This is a genomic window from Streptomyces sp. MA5143a, assembly GCF_900290235.1.
In the GTDB taxonomy this organism is placed as follows: domain Bacteria; phylum Actinomycetota; class Actinomycetes; order Streptomycetales; family Streptomycetaceae; genus Streptomyces.
The window spans coordinates 53,754-73,199 of the sequence record NZ_OLMK01000072.1 but is presented as its reverse complement, the minus strand read 5'-3'; the positions used below and the strand labels follow the sequence as shown (position 1 = coordinate 73,199).

16 protein-coding genes and 1 pseudogene are annotated in these 19,446 nt (G+C 73.3%); 8 read left to right on the top strand and 9 right to left on the bottom strand.

What is annotated here, in order from left to right:
* Nucleotides 1-239 precede the first annotated feature (239 nt).
* Complete coding sequence (locus SMA5143A_RS28800) at nucleotides 240-896, bottom strand: M15 family metallopeptidase (RefSeq protein ID WP_107465734.1); 657 nt, start codon at nucleotides 894-896, stop codon at nucleotides 240-242.
* Nucleotides 897-1,038: 142 nt separating this feature from the next.
* Between SMA5143A_RS28800 and SMA5143A_RS28795 the strand changes: the two genes are divergently transcribed.
* The gene (locus SMA5143A_RS28795) at nucleotides 1,039-2,067 is read left to right on the top strand and encodes an SDR family oxidoreductase (protein WP_107465733.1); all 1,029 of its coding nucleotides are present in this window, start codon (nucleotides 1,039-1,041) and stop codon (nucleotides 2,065-2,067) included.
* A gap of 174 nt (nucleotides 2,068-2,241) precedes the next feature.
* Here SMA5143A_RS28795 and SMA5143A_RS28790 read toward each other — a convergent pair whose 3' ends face one another.
* Nucleotides 2,242-2,823, bottom strand: coding sequence for a TetR/AcrR family transcriptional regulator (locus SMA5143A_RS28790; protein ID WP_107465732.1), 582 nt, complete (start codon nucleotides 2,821-2,823; stop codon nucleotides 2,242-2,244).
* 127 nt (nucleotides 2,824-2,950) lie between these two features.
* On the opposite strand from SMA5143A_RS28790, the gene SMA5143A_RS28785 reads away from it, so the two are divergent.
* Nucleotides 2,951-4,081 (top strand): FAD-dependent oxidoreductase, encoded by a 1,131-nt coding sequence (locus tag SMA5143A_RS28785; RefSeq protein ID WP_107465731.1) that lies wholly within the window; start codon nucleotides 2,951-2,953, stop codon nucleotides 4,079-4,081.
* 121 nt (nucleotides 4,082-4,202) lie between these two features.
* On the opposite strand, the gene SMA5143A_RS28780 is transcribed toward SMA5143A_RS28785, so the two are convergent.
* Nucleotides 4,203-4,619, bottom strand: coding sequence for a hypothetical protein (locus SMA5143A_RS28780; RefSeq protein ID WP_146193969.1), 417 nt, complete (start codon nucleotides 4,617-4,619; stop codon nucleotides 4,203-4,205).
* A gap of 120 nt (nucleotides 4,620-4,739) precedes the next feature.
* Between SMA5143A_RS28780 and SMA5143A_RS28775 the strand changes: the two genes are divergently transcribed.
* Nucleotides 4,740-6,215: an MFS transporter gene (locus SMA5143A_RS28775; RefSeq protein WP_219923614.1), complete on the top strand. Its 1,476-nt coding sequence runs from the start codon at nucleotides 4,740-4,742 to the stop codon at nucleotides 6,213-6,215.
* A 154-nt stretch (nucleotides 6,216-6,369) separates the two neighbouring features.
* Here the strand turns inward: SMA5143A_RS28775 and SMA5143A_RS28770 are convergent, their stop codons facing one another.
* The 3 genes and pseudogenes from SMA5143A_RS28770 to SMA5143A_RS28760 all read right to left on the bottom strand — a co-directional run bounded on the left by SMA5143A_RS28770 (nucleotide 6,370) and on the right by SMA5143A_RS28760 (nucleotide 10,926).
* Nucleotides 6,370-6,633: a hypothetical protein gene (locus tag SMA5143A_RS28770; protein WP_107465728.1), complete on the bottom strand. Its 264-nt coding sequence runs from the start codon at nucleotides 6,631-6,633 to the stop codon at nucleotides 6,370-6,372.
* Nucleotides 6,630-7,676, bottom strand: a complete 1,047-nt coding sequence (locus SMA5143A_RS28765; protein WP_107465727.1) for a phosphotransferase family protein — start codon at nucleotides 7,674-7,676, stop codon at nucleotides 6,630-6,632. The genes SMA5143A_RS28770 and SMA5143A_RS28765 overlap by 4 nt, the downstream gene beginning before the upstream one ends.
* A gap of 81 nt (nucleotides 7,677-7,757) precedes the next feature.
* Nucleotides 7,758-10,926 (bottom strand): annotated as a pseudogene (locus tag SMA5143A_RS28760) (cytochrome P450).
* A 101-nt stretch (nucleotides 10,927-11,027) separates the two neighbouring features.
* On the opposite strand from SMA5143A_RS28760, the gene SMA5143A_RS28755 reads away from it, so the two are divergent.
* The 4 genes from SMA5143A_RS28755 (at nucleotide 11,028) to SMA5143A_RS28740 (ending at nucleotide 15,472) form a co-directional block, all read left to right on the top strand.
* Nucleotides 11,028-11,522: an FBP domain-containing protein gene (locus SMA5143A_RS28755; RefSeq protein WP_107465726.1), complete on the top strand. Its 495-nt coding sequence runs from the start codon at nucleotides 11,028-11,030 to the stop codon at nucleotides 11,520-11,522.
* Nucleotides 11,523-11,690: 168 nt separating this feature from the next.
* Nucleotides 11,691-12,947, top strand: a complete 1,257-nt coding sequence (locus SMA5143A_RS28750) for an FUSC family protein (protein WP_107465725.1) — start codon at nucleotides 11,691-11,693, stop codon at nucleotides 12,945-12,947.
* Between the two features lie 35 nt (nucleotides 12,948-12,982).
* The gene (locus SMA5143A_RS28745) at nucleotides 12,983-14,122 is read left to right on the top strand and encodes a hypothetical protein (protein ID WP_107465724.1); all 1,140 of its coding nucleotides are present in this window, start codon (nucleotides 12,983-12,985) and stop codon (nucleotides 14,120-14,122) included.
* A gap of 99 nt (nucleotides 14,123-14,221) precedes the next feature.
* Complete coding sequence (locus SMA5143A_RS28740) at nucleotides 14,222-15,472, top strand: lactonase family protein (RefSeq protein ID WP_107465723.1); 1,251 nt, start codon at nucleotides 14,222-14,224, stop codon at nucleotides 15,470-15,472.
* Here SMA5143A_RS28740 and SMA5143A_RS28735 read toward each other — a convergent pair.
* Together SMA5143A_RS28735 and SMA5143A_RS28730 are read right to left on the bottom strand one after the other, a co-directional pair.
* Nucleotides 15,440-16,165, bottom strand: coding sequence for a DUF2470 domain-containing protein (locus SMA5143A_RS28735; protein WP_107465722.1), 726 nt, complete (start codon nucleotides 16,163-16,165; stop codon nucleotides 15,440-15,442). The two genes, SMA5143A_RS28740 and SMA5143A_RS28735, sit on opposite strands and share 33 nt — an antisense overlap.
* An 86-nt stretch (nucleotides 16,166-16,251) precedes the next feature.
* A complete protein-coding gene (locus tag SMA5143A_RS28730; protein ID WP_107465721.1) occupies nucleotides 16,252-16,860 on the bottom strand; it encodes a TetR/AcrR family transcriptional regulator in 609 nt (202 codons plus the stop codon).
* A gap of 106 nt (nucleotides 16,861-16,966) precedes the next feature.
* Between SMA5143A_RS28730 and SMA5143A_RS28725 the strand changes: the two genes are divergently transcribed.
* Nucleotides 16,967-18,523, top strand: a complete 1,557-nt coding sequence (locus SMA5143A_RS28725) for a cytochrome P450 (protein ID WP_107465720.1) — start codon at nucleotides 16,967-16,969, stop codon at nucleotides 18,521-18,523.
* Here SMA5143A_RS28725 and SMA5143A_RS28720 read toward each other — a convergent pair.
* Nucleotides 18,491-19,402, bottom strand: a complete 912-nt coding sequence (locus SMA5143A_RS28720; protein ID WP_107465719.1) for a pentapeptide repeat-containing protein — start codon at nucleotides 19,400-19,402, stop codon at nucleotides 18,491-18,493. The genes SMA5143A_RS28725 and SMA5143A_RS28720 overlap by 33 nt on opposite strands.
* Nucleotides 19,403-19,446 lie beyond the last annotated feature (44 nt).

Genomic DNA, 19,446 nt, shown 5'->3' with positions numbered 1-19,446 from the left:
TCACCGGCGAGGTCCGGAACGGAGGGAACAGCCACGGGTGGTTGCCCGTTGAACAAACCGTGGGTGTGGATGGGACAGTGTCCCCGGGCCTCACCTTTTGCCCACAGGGACGATCGTTCGGCTGAAGCCCTGTGGAGCCTTTCGCCGAGAGGCGACCGCCATCCGCACCCACACACAGACCGCCCCGACCGAGATTCCCCCGTCCGGTCGGGGCTTGTCCTTCGCATGAGCGGCAGTCGTCAGCCCGTGAGGTCTCTCGGGCCGTACAGGGCGGCCGGCGCGCCCGTCATCAGGGCCCAGTAGCGGTCGCCGTACGACCAGTGCCACCACTCGGTGGGGTAGTTGACCAGCCCGGCCTTCGTGAGGGCGGCCCCCAGGGTCTCCCGGTGGGCGCGGGCCTCGGCGGGGATGTTCCCGGCACCCGTGTAACAGGCGCCCGCGCTGTCCTCGGGGCTGGCGTTGACCGGCGTACCGCAGTCGAGTTCGCGACCGTCGGCGTCGACGAGGGTCAGGTCGACGGCGGCGCCCGCCGAGTGCGGGGCCAGCTCGGGCGGCGACACATAGCGGCTGGCCGCCGTGCGGACGCGGGCGGCGTCCCAGGCGGGGTGCAGGGCGCGTATCTCGGCCGTGTACTCGTCGAAGTACCGGCGTTGCAGGTCCGGGGGCCGGTATCCCTCGACGAACAGCAGGCGCAGACCCTCCGGCAGCAGCGACTGGGCCCGGACCAGCCTCTCCAGCACTCCCGCGCGCAGATGGGCGTAGGCACCCGTGGCGTCGGCCTTGCGGGGGTCGACCGGCAGGGCACTGTCCCGGCGTACGTCGACGAGCGGCTCGTCGCAGTCGCGCACGGGTACGGCCGCGACCTCGGGATCGGACATCAGGATGATCTCGGTCATGGGGGTGATCCTCTCGTGGGCGCGTAGGGGCACCGCGGGAATCGGCCAGACCGGCGCCCGCCGGGGAGGGCCGCCGCGTGCGACGGCGTGGTCCGGGTACTCGTGGGCGGCCCTGGAAGTCGCGGCGCGAGAGGAGTCAGCGGTGAACAAGGAGTCCGGCGACAAGATCGTGATCACGGGCGCCACCGGCAATGTCGGAACGAGCCTGGTACGGCTGCTCGCGGAGGACGAGCGGGTCGGGCAGGTGCGGGGCCTCGCCCGTCGGGTCCCCGACTGGTCGCCCGAGAAGACGGAGTGGTCGGCCGTGGACCTGGGGTCCGGGGACGCCGACCTGAGGAAGGAGTTCGAGGGGGCGACGGCGGTCGTCCATCTCGCGTGGGCCTTCCAGCCCACCCATGACCCGGCCGTCACCTGGCGGACCAATGTGCTCGGCAGCATGCGGGTCTTCGAGGCGGTGGCGGCGGCGAAGGTCCCGGCCCTGGTGCACGCCTCCTCGGTCGGCGCGTACTCGCCGGGCCCGAAGGACCGGTCCGTCGACGAGTCGTGGCCCACGCACGGCTGGCCGGACGCCGCGTACTGCCGGGAGAAGGCGTACCTGGAGCGTGCCCTGGACTCCTTCGAGTACGAGCACCCCGAGGTGCGGGTGGTGCGGATGCGGCCCGCGTTCCTGTTCAAGCGGGAATCGGCGAGCGAGCAGCGCCGGATCTTCGGCGGACGTCTTCTGCCGGGGCCGCTCGCCCGGCCCGAGCTGCTGCCCTTCATGCCCGACATCCCGGGGCTGCGGGTCCAGGCGCTGCACACCGACGACGCCGCCCACGCGTACCGGCTGGCGCTCCACTCCGAGGTGCGCGGCGCCTTCAACCTGGCGGCCGAGCCGCCCGTGGACGCGGGGCTGCTGGGCGAGATGACGGGGTCGCGGCCGATGCGGCTGCCGCGGGCCGCCGTCCGGTCGGCGGTCGCCGCCGCGTGGAATCTGAGGCTGCTGCCCGCGTCGCCGCATCTCTTCGACGCGGTGCTGCGGCTGCCGCTGATGGACTGCACCCGGGCCCGCGACGAGCTGCACTGGCGGCCCGAGCGGACGGCCGTGGAGGTGCTGGAGGAGTTCCTGGAAGGCCTGCGGCAGGGCGCCGGCGCCGACACGGAACCGCTGCGGGGCCGGAAGGTGGGCTGAGCGGCGGGAGGCGGGTCCGTCCCCTGAGAGCACGGCGATGCGCGCGGCCGCGGACAACGCGCGAACGCCCCAGCACGGGCTGGGGTCCCACGCGGCACCGGGCAGGGCCGTCAGGCCGGGACGATGGAGGGGCCGCGTCGCGCGGCCACTCATCCGGCAGCTGACGGTTCTGCCCTAGTGCAGGGCGAGGACGGCCTGGATGGCTGGGGCGAGGCCGGCTTCGATCTCGTCCGGCGTCAGGGCGGTCACCGCCGGGAGGCGTAGCAGATAGCGGGTGAGTCCGAGGCCGAGGAGTTGCGCGGAGACCAGGCCGGCCCGGCGTGCGGCGAGTTCCGGCCCCAGGGCCGCGGCGAGCGCCGGGGCGACCTGCGCGGCGAAGATCTCGTGCATGCGTGTCGCGGCCTGTTCGTTGGTGACGGCCGAGCGCAACAGGACCAGCAGCGCGTCGTCGGCCGGGTCGCCTTCCCAGCGTTCGAGGAAGTGCCGTACCAGGGCCTGGGCGAGTCCGTCCGCCGGGACTCGTGTGAGGTCGGGAAGTCGCAGGTCGATGGCGAGCGTCGCGTCGAAGAGCTGTGCCTTGTTGCCGAAGTAGCGCATGACCATGGACGGGTCGATGCCTGCGTCCGAGGCCACGGCCCGGATGGTGGTGCGCTCGTAGCCCTGGGCGGCGAAGCGCTCGCGTGCGGCGCGCAGGATCGTGGCCTTGGTTCGGTCCGAACGCTTGTCGGTGGTGCTGGTCTCGGTGTCCCGGTTCATGTCAACGACTGTAGGCCAACGCGTGTTGACTATCCAGTGCCGACGTGCGCATCATGTCAACGAACGTTGGCCAACAACCGTTGGCAAACACCTGTTGGCTTTGCTGGGCCAGAAGGGAATCCCCGCCATGAACACCACCGCGCTCCCCAGCCGTACCGAGGTCGCCGTCGTCGGCGGCGGTCCGACCGGTCTCGCGCTCGCCGTCACGCTCGCTTCCGCCGGCATCGACTTCGTCGTCCTCGACAAGCTGGCCGAGGGCGCGAACACCTCGCGTGCCGCCGTCGTCCACGCCCGCACCCTGGAGGTCCTCGACGAGCTCGGTGCCTCCGAGGAGCTGATCGCGCGAGGCGTCCGGGTCACCCGGTTCGCCGTCCGCGACGGTGCCCGCCGACTGCTGACCGTGCCGTTCGACCAGCTGCCCACCCCTCACCCGTACACACTGATGGTTCCCCAGTACGAGACCGAAAGCGTGCTGCTGGACCGGCTGCGGGCGCTCGGCGGCGAGGTGCACCGTCCCTACGAGGTCGCCTCCGTCGTCCAGGACGACGACGGCGTGACACTCACCATGACCACCGGCGAGACACTGCGCGCCGCGTACGCCGTCGGCGCCGACGGCATGCACAGCACCGTGCGCGAAGCAGCGGGCATCGGGTTCACCGGCAACGCCTATGCCGAGTCCTTCGTGCTCGCCGACGTCGTGATGGACTGGTTGCCGGGCCCCAGCGAGGTCTCGCTCACCTTCGGCACCGCGGGACTCACCGTCGTCGCCCCGCTCCCCGGCGATCACTACCGGGTCGTCGCCACCGTGGACGAAGCGCCCGCCGCACCGGACATCGACTTCGTCCAGCGGCTGCTCGACGAGCGCGCCCCCGGCCAGGCCCGGGTCACCGGGCTGGCGTGGTCGTCCAGGTTCCGGGTGCACCACCGGGTCGCCGACCGCTACCGGGCCGGCCGCCTGCTGCTGGCCGGCGACGCCGCCCATGTGCACAGCCCCGCGGGCGGGCAGGGGATGAACACCGGCATCCAGGACGGCTACGCCCTCGGCCGGGCGGTGGCCTCCGGGCAGCTCGACGGCTACGAGGCACGGCGCCGCCCCGTGGCCCAGCGGGTGGTCGCGTTCACCCACCGGATGACCCGCGTGGCCACCACACGCAACCCGATGGCCCGAGGGGCCCGCAACACCGTGCTCCCCCTGCTCGGCCACACAGGCATGCCGAGGAAGCTCGCCACCGAGCTCGCCGAGCTCAACTACCGGTAGTACGACCGATGTTCAGCGCCCTCTCAGGCTGTTGTCTCCTCGAAGGCCGGCACGTGGTGGCCGGTGTCCCGGAGCGGGGTCAGCAGGGCGCGTACCGAGGCCTGGTCGACGTGCTCGACGATCAGCAAAGGATCAAGCCGAGCTCGCGGTAGGGGCTCCAGGACCGGAGGGGTTCGGCGTCGCTCTCGTCGAGCACGCCGCCCAGCCGCTGAGCGGACTCGTCCTCCCCCACCCGGCGGCCGGCTTCACCACGGAGGTCAGCGTCCTCCCGCACCGCGACGGGCTCACCCTCGACGGTCAGGGACTCGACGGGCTGACCCTGTTCGCCGCGAGACTCCTGCCGGCGCAGTCCCGCAAGGCCGGCGACGCCTACTGGGTCAAGGCCACACACGGTGCACACCCCGACCATGCGGCCGGCCACCCTCACGTCTTCTCCGCCCGCTGAACCACTCTGCTCGGCGGCCTCGACCGGCCTGCTGTCCTCCACGAGTGCCGGCGGCCGTCGACCGGTTTCGTTCAATCCACCTATTTCGTTCACAGGAGGTTCCCCATGCCCGGTTCCCCCCTTCCACGCCAGGCCAGGGGGCCGGTGCGTGCAGTGCGCACCGGCCCTGTTCTGGCCGTGACCTGCCTGGCCCTGGCGACCGTGGTATCGGCGATGGCGTCACTGAGCGTGGCGTTGCCCGACATCGCCCGGGAGACACACGCCAACCAGACCCAGCTGTCGTGGATCATCGACTCCTACAGTCTGATCTTCGCGTCCTTCCTACTGTTCGCAGCGACCCTCGGCGACCGCTTCGGGCGTCGCAGGGCATTGCTCGGCGGTGTCGGACTGTTCGCGGGAGTGTCGCTGGCCGCGACCTTCACCACCGAGCCGGACGTCCTCATCGCCCTGCGCGCGGTGCTCGGCGTGGCAGCCGCGTTCGTCATGCCCGCCACGCTGTCCACGATCACCAGCACCTTCCCCCGCACCCAGCAGGCGCGTGCCATCAGTATCTGGGCGGCCGTCGCGGGCGCCAGCGCCGCGCTGGGGCTGTTCGCCTCCGGCGCGCTGCTCGAGGTGTGGTCGTGGCGCTCGGTGTTCTGGCTGAACACCGTGATGGCCGGGGTGGCGTTCATCGGCACCCAGGTCTTCGTGCCGGAGTCCGCGCAGCCGGGCAGGCAGCGTGTGGACGTGACCGGAGCGGCTCTCACCGTGGCGGGGCTGGGAGCGCTCGTCTACTCGGTCATCGAGGCACCCGAGCACGGCTGGGGCAGCACACGCACCCTGACCGGCATCATCTGCGGTCTCGCCGTCCTGGCCGCGTTCGTCGTCTGGGAGCTGAGGCACCCCAGCCCCCTGCTCGACCCGCGGTTGTTCCGCCACAAGGCGTTCGCGGCCGGATCGATCTCGACCACGCTCCAGTTCTTCGCCTTCTTCGGATTCATCTTCGTCACCATGCAGTACCTCCAACTGGTGCGCGGCGACAGCGCCCTGATGGCGGCGGTGAGCGTGCTGCCGATGTCCGCGGCGATGATCCCCAGTGCCCGGCTCACCCCGCGCCTGGTTGCCAGGCGAGGCGCCCGGGGCCCCTGGACCGTCGGCCTTGTCCTGGTCACCACCGGTCTGGTCGTGCTGGCCCAGCTCGACGCGGGCAGTTCGTACTGGCTGGTCGCCGGCGGGCTCGTGCCGCTCGGTGCGGGCATGGGCCTGGCCACGACACCGGCCACCGCGGCGATCACCGACGCCCTGCCGCCCCGTCTGCAGAACGTGGGATCCGCCGTGAACGACCTCTCCCGTGAACTCGGCGGCGCCCTGGGCATCGCGGTCCTCGGCAGCCTCATGAGCGCCCAGTACCGGGACGAGCTCGACACCAGCGGGCTCCCCGCACCCGTCGCGCACGCGGCACGCTCCTCCCTCGCCGCCGCCCACCACATAGGCCACGCCACAGGCAACCCCACGCTGATCGACCGCGCCCGCGACGCCTTCGCCTCCGGAATGCACCTCGCGCTCATCACCGGCGCCGCGACCACCGCCCTGGCCGCCGCCGCCGTCACCCTCCTCCTGCGCCGAACCGGCAAGCCCAGCACAGCCTCCCTGGAGACACAGACCGACGGCACGGACCGCGAAACAGCCGCTCAGCCGACGGTGTGACACCAACCGACGGCCGGACAGATCACCGGGCACACCCACGAACACCGTCCACACGCTCGCGGTCTTCGCACCGGCCGGACATGACGGCGCCTCCCCGGGTCCCACCGGGGAGGCGCCGAGTCTTCGCGGCCTCAGCGGCCGAGAGCCCTCCGGATCAGCCGGACGGTTCGTCGGGGACGGGCTGCTCGGGGTGGACACCACCCGATTGGGGCGCACCCTGGCGTCCGGTGCCCGCCTCGTCCGTGTCCGGCACATCGGTGCCGGTCTCCTCGGACGCGTCGTCGCCCTCGGACCCGCCGGTCCCCTGCCCGGGGACCACCTCCCAGGGGTCCTCGCCGTCGGTCGCCTGCTGATCGGGCAGGTCCCTCGGTATCGGGTCACCGTTCTCGCCGGGACCCTCCAGCCGGTGATCGGTCACGGCGTGCTCCCTTCCTGTCGTGCACCGCGCGCGAGTACCTCGCGGCGATCGGCTGAAACCCACGGGATCGGGTCGGCGCCGCCCAGTTCGTCGAGCGCGGCCGTCAGACCGGGTGCGACCCGCTCCCGCCGCCAGGCGACGTCGTTCGCGTCCGCCTCGCGCGGCACCGTCTCCACCAGCATGATCAGGTAGAGGTAGCTGCGGTAGAGGGCGTAGCGCCGGGCGGCGCCGGGAGACAGGTGGGGGTCCCCTCCCGCTTCCTGATAGCCCGCCAGGAAGTCCGTGTCCTGCCGGATGTCCCCGAACAGCGAGAGGGACACGAAGTCGGCGACCGGGTCGCCCCAGAACATGCGCTCGCCGTCGATCAGACCGCCCACGCGGGCGGACGCCCCGTGCTCCACGAGGATGTTGCCGTCCCACAGGTCGAAGTGGACGAGTCTCGGGACGGTCACCTCGTCGAGCGCGTCGTACGCGTGCCGCGCGGTACGGGCCACCTCGTCGACGGGGCGGGGCAGCCAGGCCGCGTAGCGGCGGGCGTCGTCGAGCACGGCCTCGTACATGGTGGTGAAGGCGGTGCGCCAGTCGGGGGCGAGGGGGCCGAGGGCCCCGGTCGGATAGCCGAATCCGGGCCCGGTGACCTCGTGCAGCCGGGCCACCAGCCCGCCCAGCTCGCGTCGCACTCCCGCCTTCCGCTCCGCCGTCAGTCCCTCCCATCCGGCGCCGGGGCAGTGGCTGAGCAGCACGTGGCGGCCCGCCGGCGCGCTCTCGTCGAGGGCCGCGCCGACCACGCCCGGCGCGGGGACGCCGACGGTCCCCGCCGCACGGCAGAACGCGGCCTCGCCGACGAGGAGGTCACGCTCGTGGGACAGGCCGGGGACGGTGGACGGCGGAGGGATCTTGAGCACCAGCCGGGTGCCGTCGGTGAGACGGAGTTCCTCGACCGTGTTGTAGGTGCCGCCGCCGAGCGGCAGCCGTTCGGCGAGGCTCTCCGGCGGCAGTCCCGCCGCCGCCAGGACGAGCCGAGCGCGCTCCTCCGCGTCCACCGCGGTCCCCCTTCGTTCGTATCCGGGCACGGGGGCCCACTGTGCCAGCCGGGCCCCCGGACCGCACCAGGTCGGCGTGGGTCAGCCCGCCGCGTAGACGTCCTCCACGTAGCGGCCCGAGGCGATCAGGTCGTCCAGCCCTCGGCCGGGGCCCCCGTCGGGGTGCCGCTCGGCGAGGAGCACACGGAACGCCTCACGGACACCGGGGGCCATCCGGGCGCCGTCGCCGCACACGAGGACACGGGCGCCGGCGTCCAGCAGGGCCCCCACCTCGTCGGCCTCCGCGGCGATCCGGTGCTGCACGAAGGTGACCCCGGCGACCGGGGCCGCGCTGAAGGCGGGACGCAGCGCGACGGCTCCGGCGGCCTCGGCGGCACGCAGCTCGTCGGCGTGCAGGAAGTCCGCGTCGGGGGCGTCGCAGCCGAAGTAGCAGAGGGCGGGGGCGAGTTCGGCGCCCGCCGCCCTGAGGGCGACCCGGTCGGCGATGGCGCCGCGGAAGGGGGCGAGACCGGTGCCGGCCGCGACCATGATGACCGGGGCCGGGTCGTCGTGGTCGATCCGGAAGGCCTCGCGGCACGGCTGGATCCGGGCGAGGACGGTGTCGCCCGGCTTGACCGTGTTCAGGTAGCCGGAGCCGACGCCGGTGTAGGTGCCGTCGCCCGAGCGGGCCGGGGCCTCCAGCAGGGACACCATCAGGTCGATGTGGCCGGGGTCGGCCGCCGGGGAGGACGAGACCGAGTAGTGGCGGGGGCGCAGCGGGGTGAGGAGGTCGAGCAGGGCCGGCCGGTCCAGGGCGCCGCGCAGCGCCGGGTACGCCTCGACGACCTCGACCAGGGTGCGCCGCTCGCCGTCGCCGGACGCGCTCGCCGTGAGGGCCGCGCGCTCCGGGGGGGCAGGGGTTGGCCGCGGCGAGCGCCGCCAGTTGGTCGGCGGTCGGGCGGGCCCGCAACTCGACGTGGTGGGTGAGGAGGTGACGTACGGTCAGCGGTCGGTCGACCGCGAGGCCGTCGCGGCGCCGGGAGCGGATGTCGAGGACCTCGTCCGGGTCGAGGCCGAGGGCGGTGACGGCCCGCCGGACGAGCGCCGGGTCGTTGACGGGCAGGACGGTCAGATGGTCGCCGGTGCGGTAGGTGGTGCCCTCCGGCAGGGCGAGCCGGACGAACCGCTTGGTGCGGGGGTGGCCCGGCGCGGTGAGGTCGTACGCCCCGGTGACGGTCATGGGGGCGAGGCCGTGGCGCTCGGCGACGGCGTGGAGGGGGCCGCCGGTCAGGACGCGGACCTCGTACGCGGGGGCGGGCCCCCCGGTGGTGCCCGTGGCCTTGACCTCGGGGTCGCCGTACTCCGTCAGGAGGGCGGTGCGCAGGTCGGCCGCGAAGGCGCGGACGGTGCCGCCGAGGTCGCCGGAGGCGTCGGCGGCGGCACGGTCCAGCAGACGCGTGCCGCCGAGCGTGGCGAGGCGTTCGTCGAAGCGGGTCGGGACCTGCTGGTAGGTGGCGGCCCAGTTGCGGTCACCGACGCCGAGGACGGCGTACGTGCCGTCGTAGGCGGCCGTCTCCGTGTCGAGCCGGGCGGCGAAGGCGGTGGCGTCGTCGGTGGGCCGGCCGTTGTAGGAGGCGGCCGTGATGATCACCGGGCGGTCGGCGGGCAGCCCGTCGGCGTAGGCGTCCAGGGGCGCGACCTCCGTCTCCGCGCCCAACTCGGCGGCCTCGTCGGCGAACCGGGCGGCGAGCTCCCGGCAGGTGCCGTAGTTGCTGCCGTGCAGGAAGAGGACGCGGGTGCCCGGGCGGAGCCGGGCGGGCAGGGCGGTCGCGTCGGTCTCGGTGGCGGCCCGGGCGGGCGCGGTGGCGGGTACGGCGCCCGGCAGGGGGCGGTGGGCGCGGTCGGCGGTGGTGCGCGGCGTGAGGGTGAGGGTGAAGCCCTCGGGTTTGAGGGTGAGGGTCTCCTTGACGGTGAGGGCGTAGTCGGCGTGGTCGTGGGGCCGGTAGCGGTGCACCAGCATGGCCAGCAGCATCGTCGCCTCGTGCAGGGCGAACTGCCGTCCGATGCAGGCGCGCTCCCCGGTGCCGAAGGGCTTGAACGCGTGCGGGGAGCGGGCGGCCTCCGCCTCGGCGGTGAAGCGGTCGGGGTCGAACAGCTCGGGGTTGTCGCCCCACACGGGCTGCCGGTGCAGCATCGGGCCGAGCACCGTGACCTCCTGCCCGGCGACGAGCGGCACCCGGCCGCCGAGGAGGGTGTCCTCGCGGGCGTACCGGCTGAACGCGGCGGCCGTCGGCCACAGCCGCAGCGCCTCGTTGAGCACCTGCCGGGTGTACGTCAGCCGCCCCACCTCGTCGAATGTGGGCTCGGGGTCGGCGTCGTCGCCCCACAGGGCGTCGACCTCGCGCTGGACGAGGTGCAGGGCCTCCGGGTGCTTGGCCAGGTGGTACAGGGCGAAGGACATGGCCCCGGAGGTCGTCTCGTGGCCGGCGATGAGGAAGGTGATGACCTGGTTGCGGATGTTGGCGGTGTCGAGGGTGGTGCCGTCGGCGGGGTGCCGGGCGGTGAGCATGAGGCCGAGGAGGTCGTCGGCGTCGTCGTTCCCGGCTTCGACCCGGGCGGCGATGACGTCGTCGACGACCCGCGCGAGATGGTCGGCGTCGGCGCGGAACGCCGCGTCGGCGGCCGTGTGGTCGTCGCCGGGGGCCCGGCCCAGCCGGTTCATGCTCCACTCCAGGCAGCGGACCATGGCCTCGACGAAGGGGTGCGGTTCGTCGCGGTGGAAGGAGCCGAAGTCGTAGCCGAAGCCGGCGAGGCCGATGGTGTCGAGCGTCATCCGGGTCATGTCGTCGGGCACGTTCACCGGTCGGCCCGCGCGGCTCGCCCGGTCCCAGGCGTCGATCAGCCGGCGGGCCACACGGAGCATGACCGGGTGGTAGGTGCGCATCGAGCCGAGGGCGAACGCGGGCATCAGGATGTCGTGCGCCTTGGCCCAGTTGGGCTCGTCGCCGTATGCCGTGAAGAGTCCGTCGGCGGCGAACTCGCGGACGTTGCGCAGCGCGGGTCCGACGGCCTTGGCGAAGCGGGTCTCGTCGGACAGGTCGGTGACCAGGTCGAGATCGGCGACGAAGAGGGTGTCCCGGCCGTGCAGCCGCCGCACGAGCACGGGCCCGTGCTCCCGCATCAGACCCATGACCTGCTGGATGGCGGTGCTGCCGGGCCCGGTGGCGGAGATGTCGACGACCGGGACGGCGCCGGGGGCGGAAGCGGTAATTCATTGGCTCCCTCGTCGGAAGTCCGAGTAGCTTAGGCCAGAACCTAGTACCCCTAGGTTCGTCGAAGCCCTTTCCCCTACAGCCCTCCCGGAGGACCGCCATGAAGCCGCTCACCGAGCAGGAGATCCGCAGCTCGTTCATCAACTGCTCCAAGGGCGAGGCGAAGCGCGTCTCCCTCCCCCGCGACCTGGACGAACGCCCCTGGGACGACCTGGACTTCCTCGGCTGGCGGGATCCGGGCGCACCCGACCGCAGCTACCTCGTCGCCGAACGCGACGGCCGGCCCGTGGGGGTCACCCTGCGGTTCCCCTCCGCCCAGCGCGGCTTCCTGCACCGCAGCATGTGCTCCCTGTGTCTGACCACGCACCGGGGCAGCGGGGTCTCCCTGATGACGGCCCGCAAGGCGGGCGCGGCCGGCCGGGAGGGCAACTCGGTGGGGATGTACATGTGCGCCGACCTGGCCTGCTCCCTCTACGTACGCGGCAAGAAGGCCCTCGACACGGGAAGCCGGTTCGAGGAGAGCCTCACCACGGAGGAGCAGATCGCCCGAACGGTCGGCCACCTGAGCGCCTTCCTGGACAAGCTGTACGCCTGAAGCGCCCGCCGCCGAAGGGGACGCGACCCGCCCGCGGGATGACGTCGCACGCCCGCGCGGTGAAACCGCAGTACACGCGGAGGCCGCCCCCTCCTCCTGCCGCATCGTTCCGGTGATTAGGGTCCTCGGTCAGGAGTTCGGTGTACCGGCAAGGGGAACAGCGCAAGGATGCGAGACGTACGTGATGTATGGGCACTGATGCACACGAAGGTGTCCCGGTGGCGACAGGATCCGGTGGTCGTGCAGTCCGTGCGGTCGGCCGCGGCCGCATCGGTCGCCTACGTGGTGGCGCTCTGGTTCAGCACGTCGCCGGCGCCGCTGACGGCACCGCTGACCGCGCTCCTCGTCGTCCAGGTCACCCTCTACGCCACGCTCACCAACGGCATCCGCCGGGTGAACTCGGTGGTCGCCGGTGTCGTCGTCGCCATCGGCTTCAGCGCGGTCGTCGGTCTGACCTGGTGGAGCCTCGCCCTGCTCATCCTCGCCTCCTTGGCCGTCGGCCATCTGGTCCGGGTCAGCGAGTACGTGCCCGAGGTGGCCATCAGCGCGATGCTGGTGCTCGGGGTGACCAGCGTCAGTGACACGGCGTGGACCCGGGTCATGGAGACACTGATCGGCGCCGTCGTCGGACTCGCCTTCAACCTGCTGCTCGCTCCCCCGGTGTGGGTGGAGGCGGCCGGCGAGTCCATCGAGGACCTGGCCCGCCGTATGCGGCGGCTGATGATCCGCGTCGGTGAGGAGGCCGCCGGCCGCCCAGCCTTCGAGGTGGCGGCGGCCCGGCTGCACGAGGCCCGTGAGCTCGACTTCGACATCGTCGAGGTCGACGCGGCCCTCAAGCAGGCCGAGGACAGTCTGAAGCTCAATCCGCGGGTCCGGGAAGGGCTGCTGCACCGGGTCGTGCTGCGCACCGGCCTCGACACGCTGGAGATCTGCACGGTGGTGCTGCGTGTGCTGGCCCGCACCCTCACCGACCTGGCCCGCGAACGGGAGCCCAGTCCGCTGTTCTCCGCCGAGGTGGGGGCGAACCTCGAACGGCTGCTCGGCGAGATCGGTGACGCGGTGGTCAGCTTCGCGGTCCTGGTCACCACCGACGTCAGCCGCAGCGCCGAGTCCGCGGAGGAGCGCCTCGCCGTCGAGTTGTCGGCGGCCTCCGCGACCCGCGACAAGCTCGCGCACCTGCTGCTGGAGGACGTCCGGCGCGACCCGAGCGAGTGGCAGTTGTACGGCGCCGTGCTGACCGAGGTCAACCGCATACTGGACGAGCTGGACACCCAGCACCGCTCCCAGCGGCTGCTGGAGGAACTCGACCGCTGCACCCGCGAGCAGCGTGAGCGCTCCCCGCGCCTCACCGGCCTGCGCGACCGCCTGCGCACCGCGCTGCCCTCCCGGCGGAACCGCTCCGGCCCCGTCGGACGTACTAAGTGACAAGGCACGACGCGATGACGAGGGGAGCGTACGGAATGGCCGACGGCACCGTGCGGATCGACGGGACGACACTTCACCTGCCGGGTGGTGTGCGGGTGCGCTTCATCCGCACACTGCGCCTGCCCGAGTCGGGTACGCACCAGCTTCCGCCCGGTCTGGGCGACTTCCCGATCCGCCGGGTCGAGGACTATCCGCACACGGCCTCCGAGGAGATGCGGGCGCGTGGCGGGGTCATGCTCCCCGTGTACCTGCGCGAGGCGATGTGGCTGCACTTCGGCGGTTCGCTGGAGCCGACCGCGCTCCAGGTCGGCGTCGGGAAGGTGTGCGCGGTGTCGGGCGAGCCGTGGAGCAACCGGCTCAGCCGGAAGCCGCAGAACTACGTGGTGCTGCCGCGTCAGCCGTGGCTCGACGGCATCAACTCCGGGAAGGGCACGGTCCGCCAGTTCGTCGCCGTCCCACTGGGGCTCGGCGCGACCGTCGAGGGGCAGGTCACCGGCGAGGAGGTGTTCGGCGGGGTGCAGTTGCAGTCGTTCCCGCTGAACGACACCCAGCTCGCCGTCTGGCGGGAGGCGGAGCGGCAGCGGGCCGCGCGGGAGCGGAACTTCGGCCCGGTCGGCGGCTACGGCGGCCCGGTCCCGATGCCGCCACCGGGCGCCGCCCCGATGCCCGCCCCGATGGCCGCGCCGCCCGGTGGCGCGCCCCTGCCTCCGCCGGCGCCGGGCGCCGGCCCGATGGCGTTCGCGGCGCCGGGTGCCGCGCCCGCGGCCCGTGCGGCGGTGCCGCAGCGGGCGCCGGCCGCGATGGGGCTCGGTGTCGGCGGTTCGATGCGCCAGGAGGTCTACCAGGACACCTGGCCGCGTGGCAGCTGGGCGGAACAGTCGGCCGGCCGGGTCTTCGTGCACCTCGTCACCCCGCCCGAGTGGCGCCGGATCACCGGTGAGGCCCCGCCGCCGTCGCCGGTGGACCGCGCGGCCTACACGAACGCGGGGCTCCCCTGGTTCGACTACTACGACCAGGACGGGCACGACGTCGAGCCCGCCGACGCGCTCGGCGCGGTCAAGCCGGTCGGCGACTGGCTCGGCACCGACCTCGACCCCTGGCAGCCGCCCGCCCCCGGCCAGGTCAAGCCCCTCGGCGACGCGCCGGGCAGGCCGGTCCAGGACGGCGACTGGTAGCCGTCGGGCGGGCCCGCCCGCCGTCCGGGTTTTGCGTCGGGCCGCTCGGAGCCGTCAAGGTGGGTTCGGACGGGACGAGCGAGACCTGGGGTGCGACGGATGACGAGTGAGGCGGGGCGGGAGCCCGGGGCCTGGAGCAGGCGCCGGGTGCTGGGCGTGCTGGCGGCGACGGCCGTACCGGCGTCCCTGGCCGGCTGCTCCGGGTCCGGGGGGACCACGGGCTCCTCGCCCTCCTCGTCGTCGCCCTCGTCGTCCGCGCCGTCGGTGAGCGCCCCGGCGGCGGAGGCCGGTTCCCCCTCGGCGTCCCGCACGCCCACCACCGGCCCGAGGCCGTTGTTCCTCGGCACGTACACCTCGGCGGAGGGCGGCGGCGCCGGTGTCGGCGTGGCGGTGTACGACGCCCGGAGCGGCCGGATCACGGGCCGGGGGACGATCGCCGGTGTGGGCGACCCGTCGTATCTCGCGGTCCACCCGGACGGCCGGACGCTGTACACGGTGAACGAGCGCCCCGAGGGCGGGGTGACCGCGGTACGGATCTCGGACCGGAAGGTCCTCTCCACCCGGAGCAGCGGCGGCGAGGCCCCCTGCCATCTCTCGGTGCACCCCGGCGGGCGGTGGCTGCTCAGCGCGAACTACGGCACGGGCGGTGTCGCCGTGCACCCCATCGAGCCCTCGGGCGCCCTCGGCGAGCGCACGGACCTGGTCGTGCACGGCAGTCCCGCGCCGGGTCCGGGGCAGCGGGGGCCGCACGCGCACCAGGTCGTCACGAGCCCCGACGGCGGTCATGTCCTCGCCGTCGATCTGGGCACCGACACGGTGTACACGTACCGCCTCGACGAGCGGCGCGGCACGCTGAGCGAGGTCTCGCGGGCGCGGACCCGGCCGGGCGCGGGGCCCCGGCACCTCACCTTCCATCCCGGAGGCCGGTACGCGTACCTCGCGAACGAGGTCGACGACACGGTGGTGGTCTGCGCCTACGACCCGGACAGCGGCCGGCTCACCCCGGGCGGGCCCCGGTCCACGGGGACGGGGTCGGGCACGAACTATCCGGCGCAGCTGGTGGTGACGCCGAACGGGGCGTACGCGTATCTCGCCAACCGGGGACACGACAGTCTGACGCGGTACGCGGTCGAGGCGGGGGGTGCCCGGCTGCGACTGGTGGACACGGTGCCGGTGGGCGGGGAGTTCCCCCGTCAGATCGCCCTCTCCCCCGACGGCGGTCTGCTGTTCGCCGCGCTCCAGCGGTCGGGCGCGGTCAGTGTCTTCCGGGTCGATCCGGACTCCGGTGAACTGCGGCGGGCGGGAGAGCCGTTCGCGTCACCCGTCGCCGTCTGCGCGCTGCCGCTGTAGGGCTCGGGGGCAGGACGCGGCGCTCGCCTGGGACAGCAGGACGTGCATCCGCTCGGTGAGCTGCGCCATGTCGTCGGCGGGTTCGTGGAACGTCAGGCGTACGTCGCCGTCGGTGCGGGCCCGTTCGACGCGCAGGGTGAGGCCGTGACGGTCGACGGCGAGCGGCTGGACGCGTACGGCGCCGTGCAGGCTGTCGTGCGGGACGAGCCGGGTGAGGCGCTCGACGGCGTCGGGGTGGGCGTCGGCGAGGTGGGTCAGGAGCCTCGGCTCGGCCGTGGCCAGCGGGTCGGGCGCCGCGGCGGCGAAGTCGTCGAGGTCGACGACGACGGCGCCGGACGGCTCACGCAGCACGATCCTGGTGGGCCGGAACTCCAGGTCGCCGTCCTTGGGCGCGAACCAGCCGGCGAGCCACAGCCGGGCCCGGATGCGGCCCCGCACCGGGACGGGCGCGACGTCGGCGAACTCCAGCACGGCCGACGGCTCGCCGCGCGGCGCGCAGATCGCGGCGGCGACGAGCGTGCTGTCCTCGGGGACGCGCAGGTTCACCCGGCCGTCCTCGGTGACGGTGTGCGCGCCGACGAACTCCTCGCGGCCGCCTTCGGCGGTCACCGCGCAGGACCACGCCGCCGCGAGCACCGAGCGGGCACGCTCCGCCGCGGCGGGCGCGGCCGTCCAGGTGTGACGGTCACCCATCCCAAACCTCCCTTAGGTAAGCCTTGCCTAACCTATCGAAGATCCGGGCGTACGCCAACCAGCGGCACCCCGCCGGTTCCCTCCGGTCAGGGAGCGAGCACCCCGAACAGCGCCCGCGCACACAGGTCCCGCACCTGCTCCCGCGACAACTCCGAGCCCCGCAGCCACTCCAGGCAGACGGCCGTGGTGAACGACAGCCACCCGCGTACGGCGAGCCGGGTGCCGGGCCGCCCGTCCAGCGCCGCCCCGAACTCCGCGTCCGCGGCGAGCGCCTGGAGGATCCGCGCCTCCTGGGCGGCGAGCGCCCGCTGGTAGACCCTGCGCACGACCTGGTCGCCGGTGGCGTCGGCGCGGTGGAAGGCCCGGAAGCCGTGGGGATGCTCGTCGACGTACGCGAGGAAGACGTCGAGCCCGTTGGTGAGCCGCTCACGGGCCGAGCGGCCGGGCGCCGGGGTCATCGTGCGCAGCATCCGCTCGCTCTCGCACTCCACGACGGCCGCGAAGAACTCCCGCTTGTTGGGGAAGTAGTGGTAGAGCAGCCCCCGTGAGACACCCGCGATCTCGGCCACCTGCTCGATCCACACGTCGTCGTACGGACTCTCCGAGAACAGCCGGGCCCCGACGTCGAGGAGTTGCTCCCGCCGCTCGGCGGTGCTGAGCCGGCGCCGCGGACGCTCCCCCTGCTTGGCTGCCATGGCGTCACCTTACTTGACGTGAGTTCAACAACAGGTCGAGACTGAGCGCGTTATTGAACCCGAGTACAACAGAGTCTACGGGCCTGCGCACAAGGGAGACGGTGCCATGACGGCGACGACGGGGACGACGGCCTCCAGGGGTTTCCGCAGCGCGGAGCTGGGCTGGCCCGAGCTGCACCGGATACCGCATCCGCCGCACCGGCTGCCCCTCATCGGCGACGCCCTCGGCTCCCACCCCCGGACCCCGATTCAGGACTCCATGCGGCTCGGCCGACGGCTCGGGCCGATCTTCCGGCGGAAGGCGTTCGGCAAGGAGATCGTCTTCGTGGGCGGCGCGGCTCTGGCGGCCGACATGGCGGACGAGTCGCGGTTCGCCAAGCACGTGGGGCTGGGGGTCGCCAATCTGCGGCCGGTCGCCGGGGACGGGCTGTTCACGGCGTACAACGACGAGCCCAACTGGCAGCTCGCCCACGACGTCCTGGCGCCGGGCTTCAGCAGGGAGGCCATGGCCGGGTACCACCCGCTGATGCTCGACGTCACCGAACGGCTGATGGACCACTGGGACCGGGCGGGTGCGGCCGGGCGGCCCGTGGACGTGCCCGGCGACATGACCAAGCTGACCCTGGAGACGATCGCCAGGACCGGCTTCGGCCATGACTTCGGCTCCTTCGAGCGGGACCGTCCGCACCCCTTCGTCTCCGCGATGGTCGGCGTCCTCGCCCACGCCCAGCGCCGCAATGTCGTCCCCGATCCGCTGGCGCCGCTGCTGCTGCGGGCCGCCTCCCGGCAGAACGCGGTGGACATGGCCTTCCTGAACGACACGGTGGACGCGGTGGTGCGCGCACGCCGGTCGTCCGGGGGCGGGGGCGCCGGGGACCTGCTCGACCGGATGCTGGAGACAGCGCGTCCGGAGACCGGGGAGCGGCTGTCCGCCACGAACGTGCGCCGCCAGGTCCTCACCTTTCTGATCGCCGGGCACGAGACCACCTCGGGCGCCCTGTCGTTCGCCCTGCACTATCTCGCCCTGCGCCCCGAACTCGCCGCGCGCGCCCGCGCCGAGGTGGACCGGGTGTGGGGTGACACGACCCGGCCCGGCTACGACCAGGTCGCCAAGCTGCGCTACGTACGCCGGGTGCTCGACGAGACGCTGCGGCTGTGGCCGACGGCGCCCGCCTACTCGCGGGAGGCCCTGGAGGACACCGTGCTCGGCGGTGCCCATCCGGTGCGGCGGGGCGGCTGGGCGCTGGTGCTGACGACGATGCTGCACCGGGATCCGGAGGTGTGGGGCGCCGACGCCGAGAGGTTCGACCCGGACCGCTTCGACGCGGCGGCCGTCCGCGCGCGGCCCCCGCACACCTACAAGCCGTTCGGCACGGGGGCACGGGCCTGCATCGGCCGCCAGTTCGCGCTGCACGAGGCCACGCTGGTGCTGGGGCTGCTGCTGCGCCGTTACGAGCTGCGGCCGGACCCGGCGTACCGGCTGACGGTCACCGAGCGGCTGACGCTGATGCCGGAGGGGCTGCGGCTGCGCCTGGAGCGGCGCCCGGGGTACCGGCCCGAGGCCGTGGACACCGTGCCGGGCGCCGGCGCCGAAGGCGCGGTCGAGGGCGCGCGGGCGCGCGTGTCCCCGTCACGCTGCCCAGTGACCGGGGCGGGTGACTGACGCCGGGAGCCGGGTGCCGGCGCTGCCCCGGGCCGCGTTGACCTGCGGCTGGGTGAGGAAGAAGGCGCCGGTCAGGTCGGCGTCGGTGAGGTCCGTGTCGCGCAGGTCCGCACCGATCAGGTCGGCGCCCCGCAGATCGGCGCCGGTCAGATCGGCGGCTATCAGATAGGCGCCGCGCAGATTGGCCTTCCGGAGGTCGGCGCCCTTGAGTCGCGCGCCCATCAGGTCGGCTCCCCTGCGGTTCTTCGCGCGTCCCGCGCCCGCCCGCATGAGGTCGCTGACCTTCAGCAGCACCTCGTTGACCCGCTGCCGGTGCGCGGCGACATCCAGCTCCGCCAGTTCCCCGGCGGTGCGCCGGGTCAGCCGCTCGGTCTCGTCGAGGGCCCGGCGGACCTCCGCGTGCGCCGGGCGGGCGGCGGGCAGTGTCAAGGCCTCGGTCAGATACCAGAGGAGTTCGTGCAGCTGCCGTACGACCGGGAACACGTCGAACATCCGCCGGGCGTGCTCACGGCCGCCCGAGCGCCAGTCCCGGCCGCCGAAGGTGACCTGGGAGACCTTCTGTCCGGCACCGAAGCAGTCGTAGACGGTGCAGCCGGTGAACCCCTCATCACGCAGCCGTGTGTGGATACCGCACCGGAAGTCGTCCCGGAGGTTCCCGCAGGGCTTGCCCGCGGCCTTGTCGACGGCGAAGTCCGCCGAGGCGGCGAAGGGCAGCGCCACACAGCACAGCCCGAAGCAGTTGCCGCAGTCGCCCCGCAGGTCCTGCGGGGCGGGCGGGTCCTGCCCGGTGTGCGGGTCCTGCGTGTTCTGCGGGACGTGCGTGTTCTGCGGGTCGCGCGGGGCCTTCGGGTTGAGCACATCACCGGATGGTCGTTCCATACGACTCACCCTAACGACGACGGACCGGGGCCGGGCACGTCGTT

Excerpts from the sequence above, each read along its gene's own strand:
- SMA5143A_RS28740 (WP_107465723.1), top strand. The coding sequence starts at position 14,222 with ATGACGAGTGAGGCGGGGCGGGAGCCCGGGGCCTGGAGCAGGCGCCGG.
- SMA5143A_RS28750 (WP_107465725.1), top strand. The coding sequence starts at position 11,691 with ATGCGAGACGTACGTGATGTATGGGCACTGATGCACACGAAGGTGTCC.
- SMA5143A_RS28790 (WP_107465732.1), bottom strand. The coding sequence starts at position 2,823 with ATGAACCGGGACACCGAGACCAGCACCACCGACAAGCGTTCGGACCGA.
- SMA5143A_RS28725 (WP_107465720.1), top strand. The coding sequence starts at position 16,967 with ATGACGGCGACGACGGGGACGACGGCCTCCAGGGGTTTCCGCAGCGCG.
- SMA5143A_RS28785 (WP_107465731.1), top strand. The coding sequence starts at position 2,951 with ATGAACACCACCGCGCTCCCCAGCCGTACCGAGGTCGCCGTCGTCGGC.
- SMA5143A_RS28800 (WP_107465734.1), bottom strand. The coding sequence starts at position 896 with ATGACCGAGATCATCCTGATGTCCGATCCCGAGGTCGCGGCCGTACCC.
- SMA5143A_RS28755 (WP_107465726.1), top strand. The coding sequence starts at position 11,028 with ATGAAGCCGCTCACCGAGCAGGAGATCCGCAGCTCGTTCATCAACTGC.
- SMA5143A_RS28775 (WP_219923614.1), top strand. The coding sequence starts at position 4,740 with ATGGCGTCACTGAGCGTGGCGTTGCCCGACATCGCCCGGGAGACACAC.
- SMA5143A_RS28735 (WP_107465722.1), bottom strand. The coding sequence starts at position 16,165 with ATGGGTGACCGTCACACCTGGACGGCCGCGCCCGCCGCGGCGGAGCGT.
- SMA5143A_RS28720 (WP_107465719.1), bottom strand. The coding sequence starts at position 19,402 with ATGGAACGACCATCCGGTGATGTGCTCAACCCGAAGGCCCCGCGCGAC.
- SMA5143A_RS28730 (WP_107465721.1), bottom strand. The coding sequence starts at position 16,860 with ATGGCAGCCAAGCAGGGGGAGCGTCCGCGGCGCCGGCTCAGCACCGCC.
- SMA5143A_RS28745 (WP_107465724.1), top strand. The coding sequence starts at position 12,983 with ATGGCCGACGGCACCGTGCGGATCGACGGGACGACACTTCACCTGCCG.